Source organism: Citrobacter sp. MGH103 (genome assembly GCF_001034475.2).
GTDB lineage: Bacteria > Pseudomonadota > Gammaproteobacteria > Enterobacterales > Enterobacteriaceae > Citrobacter > Citrobacter freundii.
Genome location: NZ_CP073043.1, coordinates 1,310,653 through 1,337,220, shown reverse-complemented (window position 1 = coordinate 1,337,220; position 26,568 = coordinate 1,310,653). Strand labels below are relative to the sequence as shown.

Below are 26,568 nucleotides of genomic sequence, written 5' to 3'. Positions count from 1 at the left end.
TTATCCCCCACCCGTTTCGGGTGTTACTGGAAAAGCCTTACGTTAATGGCGTGACGCAGCAGTAATGCCTTGTCATGTGCCGGATTGAGTTGCAGGAGTTCATCAAGTTCACGCTGACAGGCGGCGCTATTTCCTAGCCCCAGATGCCCGAGCGCATTGATAAACAGGCAGTGTTGCTGGTGTTTTGCTTGTGCTGAGGTATCCAGCACCACCAGGTCGGGTAGCGATACGGCAAAGAAATCGACATCCGGCACGTTGTCGTGATGCGACTCAACCCATTGCAGGAAGCTATTGAACAGAGCGTCCGCCTCTGCATCATCGCCAAGTTTTCTCTGCGCCATACCCTGCCAGAAGAGATAGTCCACTGGCTGGTCGTTGTAGTAACGTCCGGCATCCAGTGAGCTTCCGCCGCGCGTCGCACGGGAGAAGTAGCGCTGAGACTCTTCGAAATGGCCTTGCAGCTGCGCGCAATACCCCAGCAAATACCAGATGTCGTTATCCGTTTGCCCTGGCAAACGGCCTTCCCCGAGGTTTTGCGGATAGTGCAGCGCCTGTTGCAGTTGCGTAATAGCAGTTTGCGGGTCGCCGGACTGCACGGCAGCCAGCGCACGATGTAATTGATTAAGCAGATATTGCCCGGTGGCTTTACCTTCACCGCCTTCCCACGGATGGAACACCCGCTCACGTAATACTGCGGCGGCATCGTCATAGCGCCCCAACCCATTCCACAAGCTGAGCAGTTCCACCGTCAGATCATCACGCTGGAAGACAATCTCTTTGCTGGCTTCCAGCCGCTGCAGACGCTGTTCAGCCGGTTGTGCCATCAGCTTGTTGAGATAGTCGAGTTCAAACAGGAAGCGGGCATTTTGCGGCTCCAGCGCCACGGCTTGCGACAGATACTGTTTCGCCTGCTGCGCATCGTGCAGTTTGTTCCAGGCGTAAATCCCCAGTAAACGATGCGCCGGAGCGAAATCCGCTTCCTGCGCAAGCGTGAACTGCCAGCAGGAAACCGCCTCGGCATAACGTCGTTTGCTGTACCAGAAACAGCCGAGTAAATAGCGGGCAAATGCGCTCTGCTCAAGGCTTTGCAGCATCTGTACTTCATCCAGCGTATTGGGAAAACGGACGCGATTTTGCAGACACTTACGCGCTCGTTCAATGAAGGGTTGTGGATTATCGCTCAGCGAGGCGCGCCACAGCATCGGCAGCGTTTCCTGGCTGTCGAGCAGTTCCAGCACGCCACGGGCAGCATCCTTTTGCCCCAAAGAGGTCAGCCAGCCTGCCAGTTCACACGCGTTGGTCCCGCGACGCCCGGTAATCGTGATCAGCGCAAGCGCTGTCGCCTCGTCCTGGCAGATAGCCCAGCGCGCATAGTGCAGGGTATAGCTCAGCGGATAATCCACCAGCTGTTGGCGAATGTAGTCCAGCGCTTGCGCATTGCGATCAAGCTTTGCCAGCGCCAGCGCTTTCAATCCCATCGCCAGGTTATTACTGCCGTTAAAGCGCAGGCTCTGCTCCACCTTTTCCAATGCGCCAGCGTAGTCCTGACGCTTCATCGCCAGACGCGCTAACGACCAGAAAGCCGCATCCCGGCAGTTGCCGCTCCAGCTGGCCTTATAATAATTATCCCACGCGCTGTCATCATCGCCCTGACGTTCCTGTGCGGCGGCCAGCAGCATACTCGCCTCGCCATCACGCGGATTTTTATTGAGCTTATGCGCCCGCTCCAGCGCCTTGCCGGCACATTGTGCCGCCAGCGCCCAGTCGGCGCGGTTTAGCGCCAGCGTCCCCAGGGCCACATTATTGCGGTAGTCCAGCGGATCAACGTCCAGCGCGCGGCGATAATAATCTTCGGCATAGCGGCTGGCATGGTTGTACTGCTCCAGATGCTGACCAATAAAATAGAGTTCATCGGTATTAGAAAGCGCTTCTGGCAGCGCTGGCGCGACGGCCGCCGATGGCAGTGGTAACTCTTGCGCGATGTGCTCTTCGTACTGCAAAAGCGTAGTGCCATCGGCGCCAGTGACAGTCATCGTTACCCGCGCATGGTTATCGTCAGACACATCAGCCAGCCAGCTTTGTCCGGGCTCCAGGGTCAGCGTATGCTCATAGAACGGTTGTCCATCGGCAGAAAGCGTAATCTGCACGTCGTGCAGCGGCGCAATCGCATAAACGCCCACAGAAAGCTGGTTACTCTCACGTACCAGACGAAGCGCCAACTGCGTACTGGCGTTTTGCACCATGCCCAGTTCGCTGTAGGGCAGGAAGTTTTGTACGAAGACTTTCTCTTCGTACGGCGCAAGCCAGGTGAAATCCGGCTGGTTGTCGGTAAAGACCCCGGTCATCAGTTCAATATAAGGACCGTTGTCATCGGTAAGGTTACGATCCCAGGCAACGCCAAAGTCGCCATAGCCCCAGGTCCACTGTTTTTTCCCTGGCGAAACGTGGTGGTCAGCCACATGTAGCAGCCCGCCTCGCTCACCGTGATGCCATGCACCAACAAAATCATAATCTGATTTTTCAGCCATGTAGGAGGTCGGTACCGGCACGTTTTTGTAGCGCGAGATATCCACGCCAGCCGAGTAGTCCACTTTATAGTATGTGCCGGTGGCGATAGGAAACGCAGAAACATCACGCTTACCGTGGTCAAATACTGCGGTCACATCCGGCGGAAACACGCTCTGGTGATCGTCGCCGCCCTTCACCGCTGGATTCGCCCACCATAAAAAATGGCGCGGCGTAGCGTTACCGTTAAACACCTTCCCGGTTATCTCGATCAGGGCGCGATCCGGATACAGCGTAAATCCGGTCATCACCTGTAAACCGCGCATAGGTTCTACCTCACCCATCCATACGGTATATTCGCCATGCTCACCCTGCTGCTGCGTAAAATCGACTGGCATAAAAGTGGTTGGGCGATGATGCTGCGGCCAGTTAAATTCAATGCCACCAGAGATCCACGGCCCAAGCAAACCAACCAGAGCGGGCTTCACCACTTCGTTGTAGTAGACAAAATCGCGTTGCTGTACTTTGTCATACGCTCGATGAATACGCCCGCCTAACTCCGGCAACAGCATGACGCGAATGAAGTCATTCTCCATCCACACCGCCTGATAGTCGCGCATTTCACGTTTGCCGGTCAGCGTATCAATCACGCCATACGGATACACCGCGCCAGAAGATCCCTGGTAAACCCGCTTTTCCAGAAACATTGGGTTGGCATCTTCTTCACCCGCCGTCCACGTTGGGAGGGTTATCGTTTCTTGCCAGACTTTAACTGAACCGTACATGCCGCTCTCCACTCAATAAGCAAAAGTAAAAATTCAACTTGATGCTATTCTGCGGCAGTTAAGTGGCGCTAAAATGCGCAATGCTCACGCAATATAGTTAAGGGAGTTAAGTGAATGCAGCGTTCGGGGTTCAACAACGCCAGGGTTCGTCAGGCGAATAAGCAGATCTTTTTGTCGCACCTGTGGCGGGAAAAGCAGCTCAGCAAGTCACAGCTGGCGCAGCTCACCAGCCTGTCGATCCCGGCGGTCAGCAATATCCTCGAAGAGCTAATGGATGAGGGGAGGATCAGTCATTCGCGAAAAACCTTAAGCCAGCGCGGTTTGAGCAGCGGCAGCTATCATTTGCCAGAAAAAGGCGCATGGACGCTATGTATCAACGTCACCCCTACCAGTATCACCAGCCAACTGGCGGACGCACGGCTGGTTGCCATCGGCGACTGGCGTCATGAAGTCATTAAGCCGGAAACCCCCAAAGCGCTGCTGTCAGCCCTGGCTGCACACTGGCGGGAATACCGTCGACAATTTCCCGAGGTCACGATTAATCTGGCGCTCGGCGTTCACGGCCAGGTTGATCCGATCACCGGCGCATCAAAAACCATGCCCCAGGCCCCGTGGAAAACACCGGTGGAAATAAAATATCTGCTGGAAGAGATGCTTGGCGTACAGGTCCGCCTGGACAATGACTGCGTGATGCTGGCGCTGGCCGAAAAATGGCAAAACCCAGCGACTAACGGTGATTTTTGCGTGATTAACGTTGATTACGGTATCGGCTCATCGTTTGTGATTAACGACAATATCTGGCGCGGTAGTCTGTATGGCAGCGGCCAGATTGGACACACCATCGTTCATCCCGATGGAATTGCCTGTGACTGCGGTCGCTATGGCTGTCTGGAAACGGTGGCGTCATTGAGCGCGTTGAAAAAACAGGCCCGCGTGTGGATGAAATCGCAGCCGACGTCCCTTTACGATCCGGAAACGCTCACCACCGACCAGCTTATTACTGCCTGGCAGAACGGTGATGTTCGTATTCAGGCTTGGGCCGAGCATGCCGCCAGCGCCATTGGGCTTAGTTTATATAACTTTCTGAATATACTGAATATTAATCAGATATGGTTGTACGGTCGTAGCTGTGCTTTTGGCGATAGCTGGCTCAATACCTTGGTGCAGCAAACTGGGTTTAACCCGTTTGATCACGGTGATAACCCGCGCGCCAGAGCGACTCAGATAAGCTTCGGCCAGCTCAATCGTGCCCAGCAACTCATGGGAATTGGCTATCTGTATGTCGAGTCACAGCTCAGCGAGTTGTAACCATTACACCGTCAGACTCACGGCCAAACGTTCATGTACCGTGGCGATAAAATCGGTCAGTGCCGGTTTGAGCGATCCTTTTTTCCACGCCATCAGCAACGCGATGGTTGGGACATCACCAATAATTGGCCGAAAAACCACCTGTCCGGTATTAAAATTATTCATATAACCGGGTATCAAAGTCACCCCCAACCCCATGCCGACCAGGTTCATGGTCACCAGAATGTTGGTTGCCACTTGCACAATGTTAGGCTGGCTTTTTTGCTGCTGAAACCAGTTTTTGACAATCATCGCTAACGCGCCGGAATAGGCCGGATCGGTGCTGACAAAATTCACGCCGTGTAGTTGTTCTGCGGAGATTGCCTGCTCATCAGCTAACGGATGATTCACCGGTAACACAACTACCAACGGCTCATGAATCAGCTCCAGATAATCGAGATCCGGGCTGTACACCGGGTGGCGCATTAAGCCAACGTCCAGCTCTCCGCTGAGGATCTTCTCTTCCTGCTCGGTGGTGATCAGACTCACCAGTTCAATGTGCGTATCCGGTTGTTTTAAACGAAACAAAGGCAGCACCTTCGGCAACAGATTGACCTCTGCGGAAGGGACAAAGCCAATGGAGAAATGATTATCTTCCTGCACCGTTCTACGGGCACGAACTTTGGCGTTTTCCGCCTGTTCGAGGATCGCCAGCGCATCTTGTAAAAAGCACTCACCGGCCGCCGTTAGCGCAACTTTTCGTTTATCCCGCACCAGCAACGAAACGCCCACGCAGGTTTCAAGATCGCGGATCTGGCTGCTTAATGACGGCTGAGAGGTATGCAGCTTTTCTGCCGCCCGGGTGAAATTCAGCGCCTGCGCCACTGCTACGAAATAGCGTAAGTGCCTCAGTTCCATGCCCTTCTCCTTGTTATCGAAAAAATGTCTCAACTGGTAGAAATTTACTATTTCACAGATTGATAACTAACCAGCAACATCCTTAGGGTACAAAAAAAGAAGGTCAATACATCTTAGCTTTCAGGATTAAAAAATATGACCACACCCTCAAATTTAGACATCTACCAACTGATCGACACGCAAAACGGTCGCGTAACCCCACGAATTTATACCGACCCTGAAATTTACCAACTGGAGCTGAAACGCATCTTCGGACGCTGCTGGCTATTTCTCGCCCACGAAAGCCAAATCCCCAAACCCGGTGATTTTTTTAACACCTACATGGGCGAGGATGCGGTGGTGGTGGTTCGCCAGAAAGACGGCAGCATCAAAGCGTTTCTCAACCAGTGTCGCCACCGTGCGATGCGCGTCAGCTACGCCGACTGCGGCAATACCCGCGCCTTTACCTGCCCGTATCACGGCTGGTCGTACGGTATTAACGGCGAGCTGATCGACGTCCCGCTGGAGCCGCGCGCTTATCCGCAAGGTTTATGCAAATCGCACTGGGGGCTGAACGAAGTGCCTGGCGTAGAGAGCTACAAGGGACTGATTTTTGGTAACTGGGATACCTCCGCGCCTGCGCTTGGCGATTATCTCGGCGACATCGCCTGGTATCTCGACGGCGTACTCGATCGTCGTGAAGGCGGCACCGAAATCGTCGGTGGCGTACAAAAGTGGACCATCGATTGTAACTGGAAATTCCCCGCCGAACAGTTTGCCAGCGACCAGTATCACGCGCTGTTCAGCCATGCCTCTGCGGTGCAGGTGCTGGGAGCGAAAGACGACGGTAGCGATAAGCGCCTCGGCGATGGTCAGACCGCCCGCCCGGTGTGGGAAACCGCCAAAGACGCGCTACAGTTCGGTCAGGATGGGCACGGCAGCGGATTTTTCTTTACTGAGAATCCCGATGCCAACGTCTGGGTCGATGGTGAGGTCTCCAGCTACTACCGCGACACCTACGCGGAAGCCGAGCAACGCTTGGGCAAGGTTCGCGCCCTGCGTCTGGCCGGTCACAACAACATTTTCCCAACGCTTTCCTGGCTCAACGGTACCGCCACGCTGCGCGTCTGGCACCCGCGTGGGCCGGACCAGGTTGAGGTGTGGGCGTTCTGTATTACCGATAAAGCCGCCTCTGATGAAGTGAAAGCCGCGTTTGAAAACAGCGCCACGCGGGCTTTTGGCCCCGCCGGGTTCCTGGAGCAGGACGACTCGGAAAACTGGTGTGAAATTCAAAAACTGCTGAAAGGTCATCGCGCACGCAACACGAAATTGTGTCTGGAAATGGGGCTTGGCCAGGAGAAACGCCGTGAAGACGGCATTCCGGGGATCACCAACTACATCTTTTCGGAAACCGCCGCGCGTGGCATGTACCAACGCTGGGCCGATTTGCTCAGCAGCGAAAGCTGGCAGGAAGTGCACAAGAAAACCGCCGCCTACCAGCAGGAGGTGATGAAATGAGCGCTTTAGTTTCTCTTGAACTGCATCATCGCATCAGCCAGTTTCTGTATGAAGAAGCGCGTATGCTCGACGACTGGCAGTTTCGCGACTGGCTGGCGCAGCTGGATGACGACATTCGCTACACCATGCGTACCACGGTGAACGCCCAGACGCGCGACCGTCGCAAAGGCGTGCAGCCGCCGACCACCTGGATTTTCAACGACAACAAAGACCAGCTCGAACGTCGTATCGCGCGGCTGGAAACCGGCATGGCCTGGGCGGAAGAACCGCCGTCGCGTACCCGTCATCTGATTAGCAACTTACAAATCAGCGAAACCGACGTGCCCGACGTGTTCGCCGTGCGCCTCAACTATCTGCTGTATCGCGCGCAAAAAGAGCGGGACGAGACGTTTTACGTCGGCACGCGCGTGGACAAAGTCCGTCGTTTGCCCGGCGATGAGTGGCGCTTACTGGCGCGTGAGATCGTGCTGGATCAAGCGGTGATCACCTCCCATAACCTGAGTGTACTGTTCTGATGAGCCGTGTATTTGCCTGCCCTGTAGGGGATTTGCCGGAGGGTGAAGCGCTCCGGCTTGATACCTCGCCCGTCATCGCGCTGTTCAATGTTGGCGGCGAGTTCTATGCCATTAACGATCGCTGTAGCCACGGTAACGCCTCGATGTCGGAAGGCTATCTGGAAGAAGACGCTACGGTGGAATGCCCACTGCATGCCGCCAGCTTCTGCCTGAAAACCGGCAAGGCGTTGTGTTTACCCGCCACCGATCCGCTAACCACCTACGCAGTATATGTGGACGGTAGCGATGTGTTTGTTGATATTCCGGAGGACGCCAGATGAGCGATTTACGCGATAACGTGGTCTTTATCACTGGCGGCGGCTCCGGTCTTGGCCTGGCGCTGGTCGAGCGTTTCATCGAAGAAGGTGCGCGGGTCGCCACGCTGGAACTGTCGCCAGCTAAAGTTGCCAGTCTGCGTCAGCGCTTTGGCGAACATGTGCTGGCTGTGGAAGGCAACGTCACCTGCTACGCCGACTATCAGCGCGCGGTGGATCAAATCCTGATGAATTACGGTACGTTGGACTGTTTTATCGGTAATGCGGGCATATGGGATCACAACGCCTCGCTGGTCAATACGCCTGCAGACGCACTGGAGAGCGGCTTTCATGAGCTGTTTAACGTCAACGTGCTGGGTTATCTGCTGGGGGCGAAAGTTTGTGCCCCCGCACTTATCGCCAGCGAAGGCAGCATCATTTTTACCTTGTCCAATGCGTCATGGTATCCCGGCGGCGGCGGCCCTCTGTATACCGCCTCTAAACATGCGGCTACCGGGCTGATTCGCCAGTTGGCCTACGAGCTGGCGCCAAAGGTACGTGTTAACGGTGTCGGTCCGTGCGGTATGGCGACAGATCTACGCGGCCCGCAGGCGTTGGGACAAAACGATACATCGATTATGCAGTCGCTGACACCGGAAAAAATCGCCGCTATTTTGCCGCTACAGTTCTTCCCTGAACCTGCGGATTTTACCGGCCCGTATGTGATGCTGGCGTCAAAACGCAACAACCGCACATTAAGTGGCGTAATGATCAATGCCGACGCCGGTCTGGGTATTCGCGGTATTCGTCACGTTGCCGCCGGACTGGATCTCTGAGGAGGCGTTATGAACCAAAAAACTATCGCTATCGTCGGCGGCGGCCAGGCTGCTGCTATGGCTGCTGCCGCACTGCGCCAGCAGGGATTTGACGGTGAATTACACCTGTTTTCCGATGAGCAGCATCTGCCCTATGAACGCCCACCGCTCTCCAAAGCGATGCTGCTGGACGACAATCCGCAACTTCAGCCGATACTCCCCGCTGGCTGGTGGCGGGAACACAACGTACAGCTGCATCTGGGTGTTACTGTACAGACGCTCGGCCGCCAAACGCATCAGTTGGTGCTGGCTGATGGGCAGAGTTATCCGTGGGATCGGCTACTGATTGCGACGGGCGCTGCGGCACGCCCCCTTCCGCTGTTGGATAAGCTGGGCGATCGATGCTTTACTCTGCGTCATGCCGCTGATGCCGAGCGCCTGCGCGACACTTTGTTGCCGGGTAAGTCGATTGTCATTGTCGGTGCGGGAACCATTGGTCTGGAACTGGCGGCCAGCGCGACTCAACGAGGCTGTCAGGTGACAGTGGTGGAGCTGGCACCAACGGTCATGGGCCGTAACGCGCCTGCTCCGGTGCGCGACTACCTGCTTGCCCGCCACCAGCAGGCGGGCGTGCGGGTGTTACTCAACAGCGCCATTGAACACGCCGAAGCGGGAGAGTTTCTCTCGCTGACGCTGCAAAACGGCGAGACGCTGCTGGCCGATGCGATGGTTTACGGCATCGGTATCGTGGCCAATGATGCGCTGGCCCGCGAAGCGGGGCTGGAGACGGCGAACGGCATTATCGTTGATAGCGCCTGCACCACCTCCGATCCGGACATTTTCGTCGCCGGTGACGTAGCGATAACGCGCAAGCCCGACGGTTCGTTAGTACGCATGGAAAGCTGGGAAAACGCCAATTTTCAGGCACAGATTGCCGCCGCCGCAATGCTAAATCTGCCGTTGCCGGAGAAGACACCTGGCTGGTTCTGGACCGACCAATTTAATGACAACCTACAATTTGTTGGCGATATGCAGGGAGAAAGCTGGTTCATACGCGGCAATTCAGATGCGCATAAAGCAATATGGTTTAACCTGCAGGATGGCGTGATTGTCGGCGCAGTAACGTTGAATCAGGGCCGAGAAATACGTTTATTGAGAAAATGGATTCAGGCAAAGAAAAAGCCACCAATGGCGGCTTTAGTCGATGAAACAATCTTGCTTAAGTCAATATAACTGCCGGATGGCACTTCGTTTATCCGGCCTACATGTGAGTTACCTGTAGGCCGGATAAGGTGTTTACACCGCCATCCAGCAATCAGTATGGCTTACGCGTAAACCGGGAAGCGTGCGCAGATATCCAGAACTTTACCTTTGACGCGCTCGATTACGGCTTCGTCATTGATGTTGTCCAGCACATCACACATCCAGCCAGCCAGCTCTTTCGCTTCCGCTTCTTTGAAGCCACGGCGAGTGATTGCCGGAGAACCGATACGGATACCGGAAGTCACAAACGGGCTCTTCGGATCGTTCGGTACGCTGTTTTTGTTAACGGTGATATTAGCGCGGCCCAGCGCGGCATCAGCTTCTTTACCGGTCAGGTTTTTATCAACCAGATCCAGCAGGAACAGGTGGTTTTCAGTACCGCCAGAAACCACTTTGTAGCCACGGTTCAGGAACACTTCCACCATCGCTTTGGCGTTTTTAGCAACCTGCTGCTGGTAAACCTTGAACTCAGGCTCCATCGCTTCTTTCAGCGCCACGGCTTTCGCTGCGATCACGTGCATCAGCGGGCCGCCCTGCGCGCTTGGGAACACAGCAGAGTTCAGTTTTTTGTACAGCTCTTCGTCACCGCCTTTCGCCAGGATCAGGCCACCGCGTGGACCCGCCAGGGTTTTGTGGGTGGTGGTGGTCACAACGTGTGCATGTGGAACCGGGTTCGGATAAACGCCTGCGGCAATCAGCCCCGCAACGTGCGCCATATCGACGAACAGGTATGCACCGATGCTGTCAGCGATTTCACGCATTTTTGCCCAGTCAACAACGCCGGAGTAAGCAGAGAAGCCACCGATGATCATCTTCGGTTTGTGCTCTTTGGCCTGCTTCGCCATGTCTTCGTAGTCAATTTTGCCGGACTCATCAATACCGTAAGGGATGATGTTGTACAGTTTGCCGGAGAAGTTAACCGGGGAGCCGTGAGTCAGGTGGCCGCCTTGTGCCAGGTTCATACCCAGAACGGTATCACCCGGTTGCAGCAGAGCGGTGTAAACAGCGAAGTTAGCCTGAGAACCAGAGTGCGGCTGTACGTTAGCGTAGTCAGCGCCAAACAGCTCTTTTGCACGATCGATAGCCAGTTGCTCAACGATATCAACGTACTCGCAACCGCCGTAGTAGCGTTTGCCCGGATAACCTTCAGCATATTTGTTGGTCAGCTGAGAACCCTGCGCCTGCATAACACGCGGGCTGGTGTAGTTTTCGGAGGCGATCAGTTCGATGTGCTCTTCCTGACGTACTTTTTCCTGCTCCATAGCCTGCCACAGTTCGGCATCATAATCGGCAATGTTCATTTCACGCTTTAACATCCGCATCTCCTGACTCAGCTAACAATAGAATTTCGGCCTAAAAAGGCAGTCCCGTTGGACGACGGCCAACAGTATAACCGAATCATTCTTCGATAACAGGTCTTGACAAAGGATTTTACGCAAACGATTACCTTCACGGCACGCAAGGCTTTGGAGAACAAAGGTCTGCTGAATTTCAACGGATTTCTTTTCAGGTTTGTGATGCAGATTTTTCACGATGTAACCTTTACAACGCAAAGTTACAAAGAACCATTTACAATGCAGGGGTATTTTTTATAAGATGTATTTGATATACATCATTAAAGTCTCAGATAAAGGAAGACCGTATGCTTGACGCACAAACCATCGCTACAGTGAAAGCCACCATTCCCCTGCTGGTTGAAACAGGTCCGAAGCTGACCGCACATTTCTATGATCGCATGTTTACGCATAACCCAGAGCTGAAAGAAATTTTCAACATGAGTAACCAGCGTAATGGCGATCAGCGCGAGGCGCTGTTTAACGCGATTGCCGCGTATGCCAGCAATATCGAAAACCTGGCGGCGCTGTTGCCAGCGGTTGAGAAAATCGCGCAAAAGCATACCAGTTTCCAGATTAAACCAGAGCAGTACAACATCGTGGGTGGTCATTTGCTGGCAACGCTGGACGAAATGTTCAGCCCAGGCCAGGAAGTTCTGGATGCGTGGGGTAAAGCGTATGGCGTACTGGCGAACGTTTTCATCAACCGTGAAGCGCAAATCTATAGCGAAAATGCCAATAAAAATGGCGGCTGGGAAGGTACCCGTCCTTTCCGCATCGTGGCAAAAACCCCACGCAGTGCACTGATCACCAGCTTTGAGTTTGAACCTGTCGATGGTGGCGCAGTAGCTGAATATCATCCGGGACAATACCTGGGCGTCTGGCTGAAGCCGGAAGGTTTCCCGCATCAGGAAATTCGTCAGTACTCACTGACCCGTAAACCTGATGGCAAAGGCTATCGTATTGCCGTTAAGCGTGAAGACGGTGGTCAGGTTTCCACCTGGCTGCACAACTATGCGAATGTTGGCGACGTTGTTCACCTGGCAGCACCTGCGGGCGATTTCTTTATGGACGTCGCGACCGACACCCCGGTATCTCTGATCTCCGCAGGCGTGGGACAAACCCCAATGCTGGCGATGCTGGACACGTTGGCGATAGCGAAGCATACGGCGCAGGTTAACTGGTTCCACGCGGCAGAAAATGGCGATGTACATGCCTTCGCTGATGAAGTAAATGAACTCGGCAAAACGCTGCCACGCTTTAGTGCGCACACCTGGTATCGTGAGCCAACCGAAGCCGATCGCGCGAAAGGTGCGTTTGATAGCGTAGGTCTGATGGATTTGAACAAGCTGGAAAGCGCAATCAGCGATCCGGCGATGCAGTTTTATCTGTGCGGTCCGGTTGGTTTCATGCAGTTCGCCGCGAAGCAGCTGGTCGGCCTGGGCGTGAAAAACGAGAACATTCATTACGAATGCTTCGGTCCGCATAAAGTCTTGTAATGTATTACGCGAGTAGGCCGGATAAGGCGTTTACGCCGCCATCCGGCAATCACTCGGCCTGATGCGCTACGCTTGTCAGGCCGACAAATTAACGGCGCGGCTTAGATTGCCGCGTCGTCTTCTTCACCGGTACGAATACGAATAACGCGAGCCACGTCGAAGACAAAAATCTTACCGTCGCCGATCTTGCCGGTCTGGGCAGTACGGATAATGGTGTCGACGCAGGTATCGACGATGTCGTCGGTAACCACAATTTCAATTTTTACCTTCGGCAGAAAATCCACCATATATTCCGCGCCACGGTACAGCTCGGTATGGCCTTTCTGACGGCCAAAGCCTTTCACTTCCGTTACCGTCATCCCGGTGATACCGACTTCTGCCAGCGCTTCGCGGACGTCGTCCAGCTTGAAGGGTTTAATAATCGCATCAATCTTTTTCATGCTATTCCTTGAAAAGGTCGCCTGTCTTTTGATCGAATAAAGCTAACATAATCCGCAGATTTATTCTTTGAAATCGTTTGCATCCAGCTCGTGTCGAGAAAGCAACTTATAGAATTCGGTGCGGTTGCGCCCCGCCATTCTTGCCGCGTGAGTCACATTGCCCTTGGTGATTTGCAGCAGCTTACGCAGATAGTTGAGCTCAAACTGGTTACGCGCCTCAACAAATGTCGGCAGCGCGGTGTTTTCCCCTTCCAGCGCCTGCTCCACCAGCGCGTCGCTGATCACTGGCGAAGAGGTCAACGCCACGCACTGCTCAATTACGTTGACCAGTTGACGCACGTTGCCCGGCCAGCTGGCGGTCATTAACCGCTTCATGGCATCGGTTGAAAAGGCGCGTACGAACGGTTTGTGCCGTTCAGCAGACTGGCGCAGCAGATGGTTCGCCAGCAGCGGAATATCTTCCGTACGCTCGGCCAGAGCAGGGATCTTCAGGCTCACCACGTTGAGGCGATAGTACAAATCCTCGCGAAATTCGCCCCGAGCCATCGCTTTGGGTAAATCGCGGTGGGTCGCAGAAACGATCCGCACATCAATGTCGATATCGCGGTTACTGCCCAACGGTCTGACTTTTCGTTCCTGCAATACGCGCAGCAGTTTCACCTGTAACGGCGCAGGCATATCGCCAATCTCATCGAGAAAAAGCGAGCCGCCTTCCGCGGCCTGAAACAGCCCTTCACGATTACTCACCGCGCCGGTAAAAGCGCCACGCGCATGACCAAACAGTTCAGACTCCAGCAGTTGTTCCGGCAGCGCGCCACAGTTAATGGCAATAAAGGGCTTGTGGTTGCGCGGGCTGGCGTTGTGAATAGCCTGGGCGAAAACTTCTTTCCCGGTTCCGCTTTGGCCGTTGATCAAGACACTAACATCCGACTGCGCCACCATTCGCGCCTGTTCCAGCAGACGTAGCATCAGCGGGCTGCGGGTGACAATGGACTCACGCCAACTGTCATCAGTAGCAGGCGCAGACTGTTCCAGCGCCCCGTCAATCGCGTGATATAACGCATCCTTGTCGACTGGCTTAGTGAGAAAACTGAAGACCCCTTGCTGGGTCGCCGCAACGGCGTCCGGGATGGAGCCGTGAGCGGTCAGGATAATCACCGGCATGCCCGGCTGCACTTTCTGGATTTCAGTAAACAGCTGCATGCCGTCCATTTCATCCATGCGCAGATCGCTGATAACCAGATCCACTTTTTCACGGTTCAGTACCCGTAACCCTTCCTGCCCACTTTCCGCGGTCACGACGCTGTAGCCTTCGCTGGTTAGTCGCATTCCAAGTAATTTCAACAGGCCCGGATCGTCATCCACCAACAGCAGATGCGCGGGCTTACGGCTTATCATGGCGTAACCTCATCGGCAGACGGCGCTGCGCCTTCTTCGTTATCAGGCATAGTGAGTTTATCGTTCCCGTGCGGCGCATCAGGATTGTAGTTACCGGCGGGTTTGCGCGTTGAAAGCTGGCGCTCAATATCGGTCAGATTCTCCAGCTTGCGGGTCGTGAGATCGAGCTGGGACTGCAAATGCTGTTGCTGTTGCCGCAGCGTATCGAGATCGCTGTCTGACGACTGCTGGAGCTTACTGTAGCGCAGGCGCTCTTCGGCAAGCTGTAACTGCAACATTTGATTACGGAACCAGGCCTGATAAAGCGGTCGAACCTGACTCGGAATTTGTGGGCTTAACGCGTCGAGACGCGTAACTGCCTCTCGCCGTTCAGGCGGGGTAATGCGGGCGTTATCAAGCAGGATCCCGCGTTTGAAAGCGCCCTGCCAGGTATCCGTGAGCTGAGCACTGGCTTCACTGCGCGCCTGTACCGGCATCATGCGATCGGCACAGTCCATCGCCCGCAGCCAGTACAACGGGTTGGTTTCTGTGGACTGGCCAGACAGCGACCAGATATCCGTACAGTCGGTTGCAAGGTAGTCCGCCAGTTGATTAGGCGGAATTTTCTCCTGCGAAGGATCGCCGATAATATGATTCACCGCGTTCGGGACGCAACCAACCAGTGCCAGGCACGGCAGGCTTGCGAGGATGACGCGATGAAGAAAATGTCGTTTAAGCATTCGGGCAACAACGTATGGCATACTCACCAGACTTAGGTTTATTTTAGTGATTTTTCGCAGCAGCTAGCGGCAGTTCTATGCGAAAACAAACGTTTTGCGCATGGTCATCAACCAGATACAGTTTGCCCCGCATACGGCGAATGCAATCTCTGGCAATGCTTAGCCCCAACCCGCTTCCTTTTACCGCCCCTTTTCGCTGATGGCTACCCTGGAAAAAAGGCTCGAAGATCATGGTCTGTTCTGCTTCTGGGATCGGTGTGCCGGTATTCATTACATCGATGTATACCATTGATCCATGCAAACTGCTGCGGATCCAAATGTTACCGGATTCAGCGCCGTAGTGCACCGCATTGGAATAAAGATTGTCCAGCACGCTCATCAACAGCATCGGTTCTGCCAGGCAGACGTTCACCGCAAGCGCAACATCAGTATGTATCATTTTGGCGCGAGCGGGCAGGCTATGCGCAGAAACAACGCTTTCCACCAGCGGCGCGATTTCCACACTTTCAAGCTCAGCCTCGTCATCCGCCAGCTTGCGGTTGTAATCGAGAAGCTGCTCAATCAGTTTTTGCAAGTTGCGGCTGCTGTCATCGAGGATGCCGACCACCTCTTTTTGCTCCGGTGTTAACGGGCCCACTACCTGATCGGCCAGCAATTCGGTACCTTCACGCATACTCGCCAGCGGTGTTTTCAGCTCATGAGAAAGATGGCGTAAAAACTGATGCCGCTGCGACTCAAGCCAGGAGAGGCGTTCGCTTAACCAGATAATACGCTGCCCCACGGATCGCAGCTCACGGGGCCCAGTTAATAATACGCTATCGCCCAGCGAGCGCCCTTCTCCCAGACGATTGATCATCCGTTCAATGCCCTTCACCGGACCGATAATCATACGGGTAAACAACAGCACCATCGCCAGGCTAAGGAGAAACAGCACCAGTGCCTGCCAGCCAAAAAACTGCCCGCGTTCGGCTATTTCCTGCTGTAACTGCTGGCCACGAGAAAAGACGACGGTACGCGTCGCTTGCACCATCTCGGTATTGGCATTAGCGAACGCTTCCAGCCGTGCAGCCGACACACTGTCAGGGCCGCTGTTTTTACACTGCAACTGCGCGAGATCGTTAAGATCCTGACGCAACGCCTGGTAGAGCTTGGTATCTGGCAACACCCCCGCATGCGCATCCAGCATATCACTGTAGCGTTTACGCTGACTTTGGTAGACCTTGGCCAACGTTGAGTCATCAAGCACACAGTATTGCCGATAGCTGCGCTCCATCTCCAGCGCAGCATTGGTCATCGCTTCACTGCGTCTGGCGTCAATCAGCGTGGTGCGGTTCGTCAGCGCAGCCTGCGCGCTCAGGGCATTCAGACTTTGCCATGCCTGCCAGGCCAAAACTAACAACGGCAACAGGATCAGCAAAAATGCCAACATCACCAATTGACGTAAAGATCGGGGGAAAACTGACCAGCGCTTCAAGGCGTTACTCTCAATGGACAGGAATAGGTTGATGCTAACTGAGGGGAACGCCAGATACAACAAAGCCAGGATTAACCCGGCTTTGTTGCGGAATAAGGCGGTGCCTAACTCGACGTTTCGCCCGGAGGTTGATATGAGCTTCGCTAATATCAGATGTTGGACGGCAGGCACCTTGTTGTGCGTCATTCGAAGTTTATGTAGCACGTCCCGAAGGGGCTGACATAAGAAGGTGAATGAGCCACTGGTTAATATTATGCAGCATCTGTGCCAATATTCAAAACACTTTATTAACACAATGATAAATATAGAAAATATGATTATTTATATGAGAAATGATATTGTCTATTTTTCGCCCACACCGTCGCCAATCAGCAACACCCGTAACACTTAAAAATAAATTCGTTTTAAATCAAATAATTAAATGTCTCTTTTTGGCGACAATGTAACCTTACCTATGTCGGCATTTCCCGACACTTTACTTTTAGGTGCAAGCGCTGAGTTTATTGCCGGATAGCGGCGTGAACGCCTTATCCGGCCTACAACCGCATTTCCCCGTAAGCCTGATAAGCGTAGCGTTATCAGGCAGCAGACAAAAAAAAGCCCCTCACAAGAGGGGCTTGATGATCATAGGCTAATTATCCAAGCTGTTTACGCGCGTTGCGGAAGATACGCATCCACGGGCTGTCCTCGCCCCAGTTTTCCGGGTGCCAGGAGTTGCTCACGGTACGGAACACGCGTTCCGGGTGCGGCATCATAATGGTGACGCGACCATTTTCAGTGGTCACAGCAGTAATACCATTCGGCGAACCGTTCGGGTTAGCCGGGTAAGCCTCGGTCACCTTACCGAAGTTATCGACGTAGCGCAGTGCCACCAGACCTTTGCTCTCAAGCTGAGCCAGATGCGCACCGTCACGCACTTCCACACGACCTTCACCGTGAGAAACGGCAATCGGCATCATCGACCCCACCATATCGGCAAGCAGTAAGGACGGGCTTTGCGTCACTTCGACCAGGCTGAAGCGGGCTTCAAAGCGGTCGGAGTGGTTACGCACAAAGCGCGGCCACAGGTCGCTTCCTGGGATTAGCTCACGCAGGTTAGACATCATCTGGCAACCGTTACACACCCCGAGCGCCAAGGTTTGCGGGCGATGGAAGAAGGTTTCGAACTCATCACGCACGCGGTTGTTGAACAAAATTGACTTCGCCCAACCTTCCCCTGCGCCGAGTACATCGCCGTAAGAGAAGCCGCCGCAGGCTACCAGCGCCTGGAAGTTACCCAGGCCGATGCGTCCCCCCAGCAGATCGCTCATGTGTACATCGATGGCGTCAAAGCCCGCACGGTGGAAAGCTGCCGCCATTTCGACGTGGGAGTTAACGCCCTGCTCGCGCAGCACGGCCACTTTCGGACGCGCACCGGTGGCGATATACGGCGCGGCAACATCGTCGTTAATATCGAACGTCAGTTTGACGTTGAGACCCGGATCGGCATCGTTGGTTTTAGCGTCGTGTTCCTGATCGGCGCATTCCGGGTTATCGCGCAGACGCTGCATCTGCCAGGTGGTTTCCGCCCACCACATACGCATCGTGGTGCGACTTTCGCTGAACACCGAATGTCCATCGGCTTCGACCACGAAGCGGTCGCCCTGCACGGCTTTCCCCAGATAGTGCACGCAATCGGCCAGGCCATGTTGAGCCAGCAACGCCTCAACCGCTTCACGATCACCTGCGCGAACCTGAATCACCGCGCCCAGCTCTTCGTTAAACAGCGCCGCCAGACGATCTTCACCCAGAGAGTGGATATCAGCTTCAATACCGCAGTGACCAGTGAAGGCCATTTCCGCCAGCGTCACCAGCAAGCCACCGTCGGAGCGATCGTGGTAGGCCAGCAGCTTACGCTGTGCGACCAGCGCCTGAATGGCGTCGTAGAAGCCTTTCAGTTGCTCTACGTTACGCACATCGGCAGGCTTATCCCCCAGTTGACGGTAAACCTGCGCCAGCGCCGTCGCACCAAGCGCGTTGTGACCCAGACCAAGGTCAATCAGCAACAGGGCGTTGTCTTCAGTAGAAAGCTGCGGGGTAATGGTGTGGCGCACATCTTCCACGCGGGCAAAGGCGGTGATCACCAGCGACAGCGGCGAGGTCATTTCACGCTGTTCGTTGCCTTCCTGCCAGCGGGTTTTCATCGACATAGAGTCTTTGCCCACCGGAATGGTCAGGCCAAGCGCCGGACATAATTCTTCCCCAACGGCTTTTACCGCTTCGTACAGTCCGGCGTCTTCGCCAGGGTGACCCGCAGCCGCCATCCAGTTGGCCGACAGTTTAATGCGTTTGATATCGCCAATCTGCGTTGCCGCAATGTTGGTCAGCGCCTCACCGACAGCCAGACGCGCAGAGGCTGAGAAGTCGAGCAATGCGACTGGCGCGCGCTCGCCGAGAGACATCGCTTCGCCGTAGTAGCTATCGAGGCTTGCGGTAGTGACCGCGCAGTTGGCGACCGGGATCTGCCATGGACCAACCATCTGGTCACGCGCCACCATACCGGTAACGGTACGGTCACCGATAGTCACGAGGAACGTTTTCTCCGCGACAGTCGGCAGATGCAGCACGCGGTTAACCGCATCTGCAATCGAGATTTCACTACGATTCAGTGCATCGCCTTTGGCTTTCAGCGTCTGCACATCGCGGGTCATTTTCGGTGTTTTACCCAGCAGCACATCGAGTGGCATGTCGATCGGCTGGTTGTCGAAGTGGCTGTCGCTCAAGGTCAGATGCTGTTCTTCGGTTGCTTCACCGATGACCGCGTACGGCGCGCGCTCGCGCTTACACAGTTCGTCAAACAGCGGCAATTGATCGGCAGCAACCGCCAGCACGTAGCGCTCCTGGGACTCGTTACACCAGATTTCCAGCGGGCTCATACCCGGCTCATCGCTGAGGATATCGCGCAGCTGGAACTTACCACCGCGACCGCCATCGCTTACCAGCTCCGGCATGGCGTTAGACAGACCTCCCGCGCCAACGTCATGGATAAACAGAATTGGGTTCGCATCACCCATCTGCCAGCAACGGTCGATAACTTCCTGGCAACGACGTTCCATTTCCGGGTTATCACGCTGTACAGAAGCGAAATCAAGATCGGCATCAGACTGACCGGAAGCCATAGAGGAGGCTGCCCCGCCGCCAAGGCCAATGTTCATCGCCGGGCCGCCGAGGACGATCAGCTTGGCGCCAACGACGATCTCGCCTTTCTGCACGTGATCGGCACGGATGTTACCGATCCCGCCTGCCAGCATGATCGGTTTATGGTAACCGCGCAGCTCTTCGCCGTTATGGCTGTTGACCTTTTCTTCATAGGTACGGAAGTAGCCGGTCAGCGCCGGGCGACCAAATTCGTTGTTAAACGCCGCGCCGCCCAGCGGGCCTTCGGTCATGATGTCGAGCGCGGTGACAATACGATCCGGCTTACCAAAGTCCTCTTCCCAAGGCTGTTCAAAGCCAGGAATACGCAGGTTGGAGACGGAGAAGCCTACCAGCCCGGCTTTCGGTTTTGCACCACGACCGGTTGCACCCTCATCGCGGATTTCTCCGCCGGAGCCGGTTGCCGCACCTGGCCACGGAGAGATAGCCGTCGGGTGGTTATGAGTTTCTACCTTCATCAGGATGTGGGCTGGTTCCTGATGGAAATCGTAGCGGCCGGTTTTGTGATCGGCAAAATAGCGGCCCACTTCAGAACCTTCCATTACCGCGGCGTTGTCTTTATAGGCAGACAGCACGTGGTCCGGCGTGGTTTCGAAGGTATTCTTGATCATCTTGAACAGCGACTTAGGCTGTTGTTTACCGTCGATAACCCAGTCGGCGTTAAAAATCTTGTGGCGGCAGTGCTCGGAGTTGGCCTGCGCAAACATGTACAGTTCAATGTCGTTCGGGTTGCGCCCCAGTTTGGTGAACGCATCCTGCAGATAGTCAATTTCGTCTTCCGCCAGCGCCAGACCCAGACCCAGGTTAGCGTCGATCAGCGCCTGACGTCCCTCACCCAGTAGATCAACGCTGGAGACCGGCGCCGGTTGGTGATGGACAAACAGTTTTTCGGCATCGTTCAGCGCAGAGAAAACCGTTTCCATCATGCGGTCGTGCAGTTCGTCGGCCACCATCTGCCATTGCTCAGCGGTCAGCGTAGAGGCTTCTACATACCAGGCAATGCCACGTTCCAGGCGGCTAATCTGATGCAGACCGCAGTTGTGGGCAATATCAGTCGCTTTAGAAGACCACGGGGAGATGGTGCCAGGGCGAGGCGTAACCAGCAGCAGTTTTCCTTCCGGGGCGTGGCTTTGCAGAGCAGGACCATATTTCAGCAGGCGTGCAAGCTGCGCGTGCTCATCTTCATTTAACGGTGCATTCAGATCGGCAAAATGGACGTACTCGGCGTAAATATTGTGGACCTGGAGGTTGGCAGCCTGAAAACGTGCCAGCAGTTTGTTAATACGGAATGCAGACAGTGCAGGTGAACCACGCAGAATTTCCATCATAAGTCTCTCGTCTTCTAAGCTTTCGGTGTGCCCAAGTGGGGAAACGGGCGTCATTATAAAGAATCTACCGCGCCGACGAAACCGTTTGCGTCGAAATAAAATCACGACCGTCACTTATCATCAAATGCGGTCAGATTTCTGAATAAGTTGCCAACTGACGCAAGTTTAAGCAAAATGCCGTTCATTAATGACGACTTCACTTCTTAATCAGCACCACAGCAGGCAGAGAAAACGTACGGTTCAGAGAATTAACTAATTGAAAAAATTAAAGATTAATTATCTGTTCATCGGCATATTGACGCTGTTGTTGGCAGCGGCCCTTTGGCCATCTATTCCCTGGTTCGGTAAAGCCGAAAATCGTATCGCCGCCATTCAGTCGCGGGGAGAGCTGCGCGTCAGTACCATCGACTCGCCGTTAACTTACGCGACCCTCAACGGCAAAAAATTCGGCCTGGATTATGAACTGGCCCAGGAATTTGCCGACTACTTAGGCGTGAAGTTAAAAGTTACCGTACGCCAGAACATCAGCCAGCTTTTTGACGACCTGGATAACGGCAATGCCGACCTGTTAGCCGCAGGCCTGGTCTATAACAGCGAGCGGGTGAAAAATTACCAGCCAGGCCCGACCTATTATTCGGTTTCACAACAGCTGGTGTACCGGGTTGGGCAATATCGCCCGCGCACGCTTGCCACCGTGAACGAAAGCCAACTGACTATCGCCCCGGGGCACGTGGTGGTTAACGACCTCCAGCAGCTAAAAGAGAAAAAATTTCCCGATCTGAGCTGGAAAGTTGATGACAAAAAGGGCACCACCGAATTGCTCGATGATGTAATCGCCGGAAAGCTGGATTACACCATTGCAGATTCTGTCGCCATCAGCTTATACCAACGCGTGCATCCTGAGCTGGCCGTGGCGCTGGACGTCTCTGACGAACAGCCGGTGACCTGGTTTAGTCGTCTGGACGATGACAACACGCTGTCTGCCGCCTTGTTGGATTTCTTTAACACCATGAATGAAGACGGTTCTCTGGCACGGCTGGAAGAGAAATATCTCGGGCATGGCGATGATTTTGACTATGTCGATACCCGCACCTTTTTGCGCGCCGTAGACAGCGTGTTGCCGGACCTTAAGCCGCTGTTTGAGAAGTATGCGCAGGAGATAGACTGGCGACTGCTGGCTGCTATCTCATATCAGGAATCACACTGGGACGCGCAGGCCACCTCTCCAACCGGCGTACGCGGACTGATGATGCTGACCAAAAATACTGCTCAGAGTCTCGGGCTGACTGACCGTACCGATGCCGAACAGAGCATCAGCGGCGGCGCGCGATACTTGCAGGATATGATGAGTAAAGTACCGGATACCGTCCCCGAAGGAGAACGCATCTGGTTTGCCCTTGCAGCCTATAACATGGGTTATGCGCACATGCTTGATGCGCGGGCGCTAACGGTGAAAACCAAAGGCAATCCGAACAGTTGGTCCGACGTAAAACAGCGGCTACCGCTGCTCAGCCAAAAGCCGTATTACAACAAGCTGACCTATGGCTATGCGCGTGGCCACGAAGCTTACGCCTATGTGGAAAATATCCGTAAGTACCAGATTAGCCTGGTGGGGTATCTGCAGGAGAAAGAAAAACAGGCGCAGGAAACGCAGCAACTGGCTCAGGATTACCCGGCGGTGTCGCCGGCTGAGCTGTTGGGTAAAGATAAATTTCCGCTTTCAGCCTTTCTGACTCAGACGTCGTCAAACTACCTGTCGCACTCCCCTTCCCTGCTATTTTCGGCACAGAAGAAAGAAGGCCAGTAGTCTGATTGGTATTTACTGATTAGCGGATTTTTTCAGGGCCTTGATTTCCTGCCGACGCATGCGAAAGAAATCACTGAGCAACGTGGCACATTCATCCCGCAGTATCCCCTCTGTCACTTCAACCCGATGATTCATCCCTGGGTGATGCAGCACATCCATTAATGACCCGGCAGCGCCCGTTTTCGCATCGCGTGCACCAAAAACCACTCGGCCGATACGGCTGTGAACCATCGCGCCTGCGCACATCACGCACGGCTCCAGAGTGACGTACAGCGTGGCATCTAACAAACGGTAGTTTTGCAGCACCAGGCCGCCCTGGCGCAGCGCCATAATCTCAGCGTGGGCAGTCGGATCATGATGACCTATCGGGCGGTTCCAGCCTTCGCCAATCACTCGATTGTTATGTACCAATACCGCACCCACCGGGACCTCACGCTCATCCCAGGCGCGCTTAGCCAGCGTTAAAGCATGACGCATCCAGTATTCGTGGCTAAATTCAACATCTGACAAAGGGGTTACTCCACCAATAAAAGCGGGCGCATTATACACAGACGCTATCGTTTACTCTATTCGAGTTGTTGCAGCTCTCCGCGCGGCGTGACGCGCCAGCGATGCTGGCAAAAAGAGAGTAACGGATTATCCTGCTTACTGTCGCTGTAGCCGCTGTAGAGAGACAACGGTGCGCCAATCTGCCGCTCCAGTTGAGTGACTTTCTCATGACCCAGGCAGCGCAGAGTCAACACCCAGCCGCCGTATCCCCGCGCCATTTTGCTGGCGATCAGATTGACTCGCGGTAGCCACGGCGTGTCGAAGTAAACCTGCTCGACCAGCGACTGCGGAGAGCCAGTGATAAGCCAGATGTCAGCGTCAGAGCTTAACAGGTAGGTTGTCAGACGCTGCTGAACGAGCGGAAACGCCGTCACGTTACTGCGAAACCAGCGCACAAAGTTGGACTGATGCGCTTTCAGACGCGCCTCGCTGCGACCAAAAGTGCATCCCCACAACAGCAGGCTCATTGGCCAGCGGGCGGCGCGCCCTTGTATCAGCAATGCCAGCGCAATCACCGGTAGCAGAGGCAGTACCAGCAACACGTTCAGCGGCTGACGACGCAGCAGATAACGTATAAAACTCCCGAACATATCCTGCTGGTGTAACGTGCCATCCAAATCAAAAAAAACTACGCGGCGCGGGTGATTGGTCAAACCTTAGTCCTCTGGATCGTTGAACCCCAATAGCCAGGTAAACAGGAACCCGGCGATAACTGCTACCAAATAGCCTAACAGATAGAACATCACTTTTCCGGCAACAATCGTCAGTGCCAGCGGTAATCCGGAGATGCCAAACGTGATAACCGTCGCCACTTTCCAGTAGCTAATTAGCGCCCCGCCTACCGCTCCGCCAAGGCAGGCACCGATAAACGGTCTACCTAACGGCAGCGTGACGCCAAAAATCAGCGGCTCGCCAATGCCCAGCAGTCCAACCGGCAGCGCGCCTTTGATCACTTTTTTAAGCCGTGCGTTACGGGTTTTCATCAGTACGGCAATGGAAGCACCAATTTGTCCGACGCCGGCCATCGCCAGGATAGGAAAGAGCGCGTTATAACCATGCGCCTGTACCAGTTCAACGTGGATCGGCACCAATCCCTGATGAAGTCCGGTGAGCACCAACGGCAGGAAAGTGCCAGCCAGCACGGCTCCCACCAGGAAACCGCCGCGATCGATAGCCCAGGATGCACCGTGAGCAATAGACTCAGAAATCCAGCCGCCAAGCGGTTGCAGCGCCACAATAGCGATAGCCCCGGTAATAATGGTGGTCAGCAATGGGTTGAGAATTAGCTCCAGCGATTCCGGCAACAGCTCGCGGAATTTGCGTTCGATCCAGCACATCAACGCCACCACCAGCAGCACCGCGATTACCCCGCCGCGCCCCGGCTGCAACGCTTCGCCAAACAAGGTAATTTGCGCCAGTTGCGGGCTGGAGAGAATACCGGCCATCACGCCCCCCATCGCCAGCGAACCGCCGAAGACTTTGGCAGTATTCACCCCGACAAGGATGTTCATAATGGCAAACACGGCGCTGCCAAATATTCCCATCAGTCCAAGCATATTTGGATAGTGGGTCGCAAAATCCCCCACGATATCCGGTCGCTTAAGGATGTTAATAATGCCGGTAATCAAACCGGAGGCGATAAACGCCGGAATAAGCGGGATAAAGACGTTCGCCAGCTTACGCAGCGCATCGCTCATGGGCGCTTTGTACTTCGCTTTGGCCTCTGACTTCGTGCGCTCGATATCATTCTTATCAGCGCCTTCGCCACCATCGGCAATCAGAGAGCGCATAGCATCCACCACCTTGGCCGCCTTACCGGGGCCGACAATGATCTGGTGCTGCGCGCCCTGTTTCACATAGCCGCTGACACCGGGCAGTTGCCTGAGACGAGGGATATCGAGCTGTCCATCATCCTGAACTTCAACCCTGACGCGGGTCATACAGTTTTCCAGGCGCAGAATATTTTTCTCTCCGCCAACGCCCAGTAGAATATCGCTGGCCAGCACCACCGTCTTATCCATATACACCTCTTAGTGTTCTAACGCCGCGCGTAAAAAACCCTGGTGAGCGGCAAGCTTTTCGCGGGCGGCAGCGGCGTCAAGGCCGGTGAGCGCCATTAAAATAGCTGGCTTAACGTCAAAATCAGTCTGCTTTAGCAGCGCTTGCGCCTGTTCACGCGCAATTCCCGTGGCTTCAACCACCATACGGCACGCCCGATCGACCAGTTTGACGTTGGTTGCCTGCATGTCCACCATCAGGTTCTGATAAACCTTACCGAACTTCACCATCGCTCCGGTGGAGATCATATTGAGCACCAGCTTTTGCGCGGTGCCGGATTTCAGTCGTGTTGACCCGGTCAGCGCCTCTGGCCCCACTACAGGAGAAATGGCAATATCCGCTTCATGCGCGATAGGGGAATCCGGATTGCAAGAAATAGCCACCGTCGTACAGCCCACCGAACGCGCATATTTCAGCCCACCAATTACATACGGCGTGCGACCAGATGCTGCCAGCCCCACCACCAGATCCTGCGCGGTAAGATTGAGCGCACACAGATCGTCTTCACCTAACTGTGGGTTATCTTCCGCACCCTCAACCGCCTTCAGCAGCGCGCCCGGCCCCCCGGCAATCAATCCAACCACCAGACCGTGTGGAACGCCGAAGGTCGGTGGGCATTCAGACGCATCCAGTACCCCGAGACGCCCGCTGGTCCCCGCTCCCATGTAAATAATGCGACCACCTGCTTTTAGTGCGTTAGCTGCCGCATCAACCGCACACGCAACTTGAGGCAGAGTTGCTTTTACTGCTTCGGCTACCAGCGTATCCTGTTGATTAAAACGATGAACCAACTCCAGCGTGGAGAGCGCATCCAGGTCCATGGTCTGTGGATTGCGGGTTTCTGAAACTAATGCACCGAGATTCATTTTTTGTTCCTTAGGAATTTTTA

At 54.7% G+C, this 26,568-nt stretch carries 20 protein-coding genes; 8 read left to right on the top strand and 12 right to left on the bottom strand.

Features of this window, described 5'->3' with window-relative positions:
• Positions 1-23: 23 nt before the first annotated feature.
• Positions 24-3,290 (bottom strand): DUF5107 domain-containing protein, encoded by a 3,267-nt coding sequence (locus tag SK33_RS06350; protein ID WP_048218405.1) that lies wholly within the window; start codon positions 3,288-3,290, stop codon positions 24-26.
• Positions 3,291-3,404: 114 nt separating this feature from the next.
• Between SK33_RS06350 and SK33_RS06345 the strand changes: the two genes are divergently transcribed.
• Positions 3,405-4,598 (top strand): ROK family transcriptional regulator, encoded by a 1,194-nt coding sequence (locus tag SK33_RS06345; protein ID WP_032949798.1) that lies wholly within the window; start codon positions 3,405-3,407, stop codon positions 4,596-4,598.
• A gap of 3 nt (positions 4,599-4,601) precedes the next feature.
• On the opposite strand, the gene hcaR is transcribed toward SK33_RS06345, so the two are convergent.
• Positions 4,602-5,495, bottom strand: a complete 894-nt coding sequence (gene hcaR / locus SK33_RS06340) for a DNA-binding transcriptional regulator HcaR (protein ID WP_032949800.1) — start codon at positions 5,493-5,495, stop codon at positions 4,602-4,604.
• A gap of 135 nt (positions 5,496-5,630) precedes the next feature.
• Here hcaR and hcaE point away from each other — a divergent pair, with 135 nt between their 5' ends.
• Genes hcaE through hcaD form a run of 5 tightly spaced genes read left to right on the top strand, consistent with a single transcriptional unit; the run spans position 5,631 to position 9,848 of the window.
• Positions 5,631-6,992: a 3-phenylpropionate/cinnamic acid dioxygenase subunit alpha gene (hcaE, locus tag SK33_RS06335; RefSeq protein ID WP_048218406.1), complete on the top strand. Its 1,362-nt coding sequence runs from the start codon at positions 5,631-5,633 to the stop codon at positions 6,990-6,992.
• Positions 6,989-7,507: a 3-phenylpropionate/cinnamic acid dioxygenase subunit beta gene (gene hcaF / locus SK33_RS06330; protein ID WP_016150770.1), complete on the top strand. Its 519-nt coding sequence runs from the start codon at positions 6,989-6,991 to the stop codon at positions 7,505-7,507. The genes hcaE and hcaF overlap by 4 nt, the downstream gene beginning before the upstream one ends.
• Positions 7,507-7,827: a 3-phenylpropionate/cinnamic acid dioxygenase ferredoxin subunit gene (gene hcaC, locus SK33_RS06325; RefSeq protein WP_003838408.1), complete on the top strand. Its 321-nt coding sequence runs from the start codon at positions 7,507-7,509 to the stop codon at positions 7,825-7,827. Before hcaF ends, hcaC begins: the two co-directional genes overlap by 1 nt.
• Positions 7,824-8,636 (top strand): 3-phenylpropionate-dihydrodiol/cinnamic acid-dihydrodiol dehydrogenase, encoded by an 813-nt coding sequence (gene hcaB / locus SK33_RS06320; RefSeq protein ID WP_048218407.1) that lies wholly within the window; start codon positions 7,824-7,826, stop codon positions 8,634-8,636. Before hcaC ends, hcaB begins: the two co-directional genes overlap by 4 nt.
• A gap of 9 nt (positions 8,637-8,645) precedes the next feature.
• Entirely contained in the window at positions 8,646-9,848 is a 1,203-nt protein-coding gene (gene hcaD / locus SK33_RS06315; RefSeq protein ID WP_048218408.1) for a phenylpropionate dioxygenase ferredoxin reductase subunit, read from the top strand.
• Between the two features lie 92 nt (positions 9,849-9,940).
• Here the strand turns inward: hcaD and glyA are convergent, their stop codons facing one another.
• Positions 9,941-11,194: a serine hydroxymethyltransferase gene (glyA, locus tag SK33_RS06310; protein WP_003037627.1), complete on the bottom strand. Its 1,254-nt coding sequence runs from the start codon at positions 11,192-11,194 to the stop codon at positions 9,941-9,943.
• A gap of 326 nt (positions 11,195-11,520) precedes the next feature.
• Here glyA and hmpA point away from each other — a divergent pair, with 326 nt between their 5' ends.
• Positions 11,521-12,711 carry an NO-inducible flavohemoprotein gene (hmpA, locus tag SK33_RS06305; RefSeq protein WP_048218409.1) on the top strand — a complete coding sequence of 397 codons (1,191 nt, stop codon included), beginning with the start codon at positions 11,521-11,523 and terminating at the stop codon, positions 12,709-12,711.
• A 101-nt stretch (positions 12,712-12,812) separates the two neighbouring features.
• Here the strand turns inward: hmpA and glnB are convergent, their stop codons facing one another.
• The 5 genes from glnB to purL all read right to left on the bottom strand — a co-directional run bounded on the left by glnB (position 12,813) and on the right by purL (position 21,265).
• Positions 12,813-13,151: a nitrogen regulatory protein P-II gene (gene glnB, locus SK33_RS06300; RefSeq protein ID WP_002914032.1), complete on the bottom strand. Its 339-nt coding sequence runs from the start codon at positions 13,149-13,151 to the stop codon at positions 12,813-12,815.
• A 60-nt stretch (positions 13,152-13,211) separates the two neighbouring features.
• A complete protein-coding gene (glrR, locus tag SK33_RS06295) occupies positions 13,212-14,546 on the bottom strand; it encodes a two-component system response regulator GlrR (RefSeq protein ID WP_306414126.1) in 1,335 nt (444 codons plus the stop codon).
• Complete coding sequence (qseG, locus tag SK33_RS06290) at positions 14,546-15,289, bottom strand: two-component system QseEF-associated lipoprotein QseG (RefSeq protein ID WP_003037617.1); 744 nt, start codon at positions 15,287-15,289, stop codon at positions 14,546-14,548. Before qseG ends, glrR begins: the two co-directional genes overlap by 1 nt.
• A gap of 22 nt (positions 15,290-15,311) precedes the next feature.
• A complete protein-coding gene (gene qseE, locus SK33_RS06285) occupies positions 15,312-16,742 on the bottom strand; it encodes a two component system sensor histidine kinase QseE/GlrK (protein WP_162771971.1) in 1,431 nt (476 codons plus the stop codon).
• A 635-nt stretch (positions 16,743-17,377) separates the two neighbouring features.
• Positions 17,378-21,265, bottom strand: coding sequence for a phosphoribosylformylglycinamidine synthase (purL, locus tag SK33_RS06280; protein ID WP_048218413.1), 3,888 nt, complete (start codon positions 21,263-21,265; stop codon positions 17,378-17,380).
• Positions 21,266-21,521: 256 nt separating this feature from the next.
• Between purL and mltF the strand changes: the two genes are divergently transcribed.
• Positions 21,522-23,072 carry a membrane-bound lytic murein transglycosylase MltF gene (gene mltF / locus SK33_RS06275; protein ID WP_003037607.1) on the top strand — a complete coding sequence of 517 codons (1,551 nt, stop codon included), beginning with the start codon at positions 21,522-21,524 and terminating at the stop codon, positions 23,070-23,072.
• Positions 23,073-23,084: 12 nt separating this feature from the next.
• Here mltF and tadA read toward each other — a convergent pair whose 3' ends face one another.
• The 4 genes from tadA to murQ form a co-directional block, all read right to left on the bottom strand.
• Entirely contained in the window at positions 23,085-23,549 is a 465-nt protein-coding gene (tadA, locus tag SK33_RS06270; RefSeq protein WP_230320583.1) for a tRNA adenosine(34) deaminase TadA, read from the bottom strand.
• Between the two features lie 89 nt (positions 23,550-23,638).
• Complete coding sequence (gene yfhb, locus SK33_RS06265; RefSeq protein WP_048218414.1) at positions 23,639-24,274, bottom strand: phosphatidylglycerophosphatase C; 636 nt, start codon at positions 24,272-24,274, stop codon at positions 23,639-23,641.
• 3 nt (positions 24,275-24,277) lie between these two features.
• A complete protein-coding gene (locus SK33_RS06260; protein WP_048218416.1) occupies positions 24,278-25,642 on the bottom strand; it encodes a PTS transporter subunit EIIC in 1,365 nt (454 codons plus the stop codon).
• 9 nt (positions 25,643-25,651) lie between these two features.
• Positions 25,652-26,545, bottom strand: coding sequence for an N-acetylmuramic acid 6-phosphate etherase (murQ, locus tag SK33_RS06255; RefSeq protein ID WP_003037596.1), 894 nt, complete (start codon positions 26,543-26,545; stop codon positions 25,652-25,654).
• Positions 26,546-26,568 lie beyond the last annotated feature (23 nt).

What these genes read in the sequence shown, in the direction of transcription:
- SK33_RS06350 (WP_048218405.1), bottom strand. Translation starts at nt 3,290, where the DNA reads ATGTACGGTTCAGTTAAAGTCTGGCAAGAAACGATAACCCTCCCAACG.
- SK33_RS06345 (WP_032949798.1), top strand. Translation starts at nt 3,405, where the DNA reads ATGCAGCGTTCGGGGTTCAACAACGCCAGGGTTCGTCAGGCGAATAAG.
- hcaR (WP_032949800.1), bottom strand. Translation starts at nt 5,495, where the DNA reads ATGGAACTGAGGCACTTACGCTATTTCGTAGCAGTGGCGCAGGCGCTG.
- hcaE (WP_048218406.1), top strand. Translation starts at nt 5,631, where the DNA reads ATGACCACACCCTCAAATTTAGACATCTACCAACTGATCGACACGCAA.
- hcaF (WP_016150770.1), top strand. Translation starts at nt 6,989, where the DNA reads ATGAGCGCTTTAGTTTCTCTTGAACTGCATCATCGCATCAGCCAGTTT.
- hcaC (WP_003838408.1), top strand. Translation starts at nt 7,507, where the DNA reads ATGAGCCGTGTATTTGCCTGCCCTGTAGGGGATTTGCCGGAGGGTGAA.
- hcaB (WP_048218407.1), top strand. Translation starts at nt 7,824, where the DNA reads ATGAGCGATTTACGCGATAACGTGGTCTTTATCACTGGCGGCGGCTCC.
- hcaD (WP_048218408.1), top strand. Translation starts at nt 8,646, where the DNA reads ATGAACCAAAAAACTATCGCTATCGTCGGCGGCGGCCAGGCTGCTGCT.
- glyA (WP_003037627.1), bottom strand. Translation starts at nt 11,194, where the DNA reads ATGTTAAAGCGTGAAATGAACATTGCCGATTATGATGCCGAACTGTGG.
- hmpA (WP_048218409.1), top strand. Translation starts at nt 11,521, where the DNA reads ATGCTTGACGCACAAACCATCGCTACAGTGAAAGCCACCATTCCCCTG.
- glnB (WP_002914032.1), bottom strand. Translation starts at nt 13,151, where the DNA reads ATGAAAAAGATTGATGCGATTATTAAACCCTTCAAGCTGGACGACGTC.
- qseG (WP_003037617.1), bottom strand. Translation starts at nt 15,289, where the DNA reads ATGCCATACGTTGTTGCCCGAATGCTTAAACGACATTTTCTTCATCGC.
- purL (WP_048218413.1), bottom strand. Translation starts at nt 21,265, where the DNA reads ATGATGGAAATTCTGCGTGGTTCACCTGCACTGTCTGCATTCCGTATT.
- tadA (WP_230320583.1), bottom strand. Translation starts at nt 23,549, where the DNA reads ATGCGTCATGCTTTAACGCTGGCTAAGCGCGCCTGGGATGAGCGTGAG.
- SK33_RS06260 (WP_048218416.1), bottom strand. Translation starts at nt 25,642, where the DNA reads ATGGATAAGACGGTGGTGCTGGCCAGCGATATTCTACTGGGCGTTGGC.
- murQ (WP_003037596.1), bottom strand. Translation starts at nt 26,545, where the DNA reads ATGAATCTCGGTGCATTAGTTTCAGAAACCCGCAATCCACAGACCATG.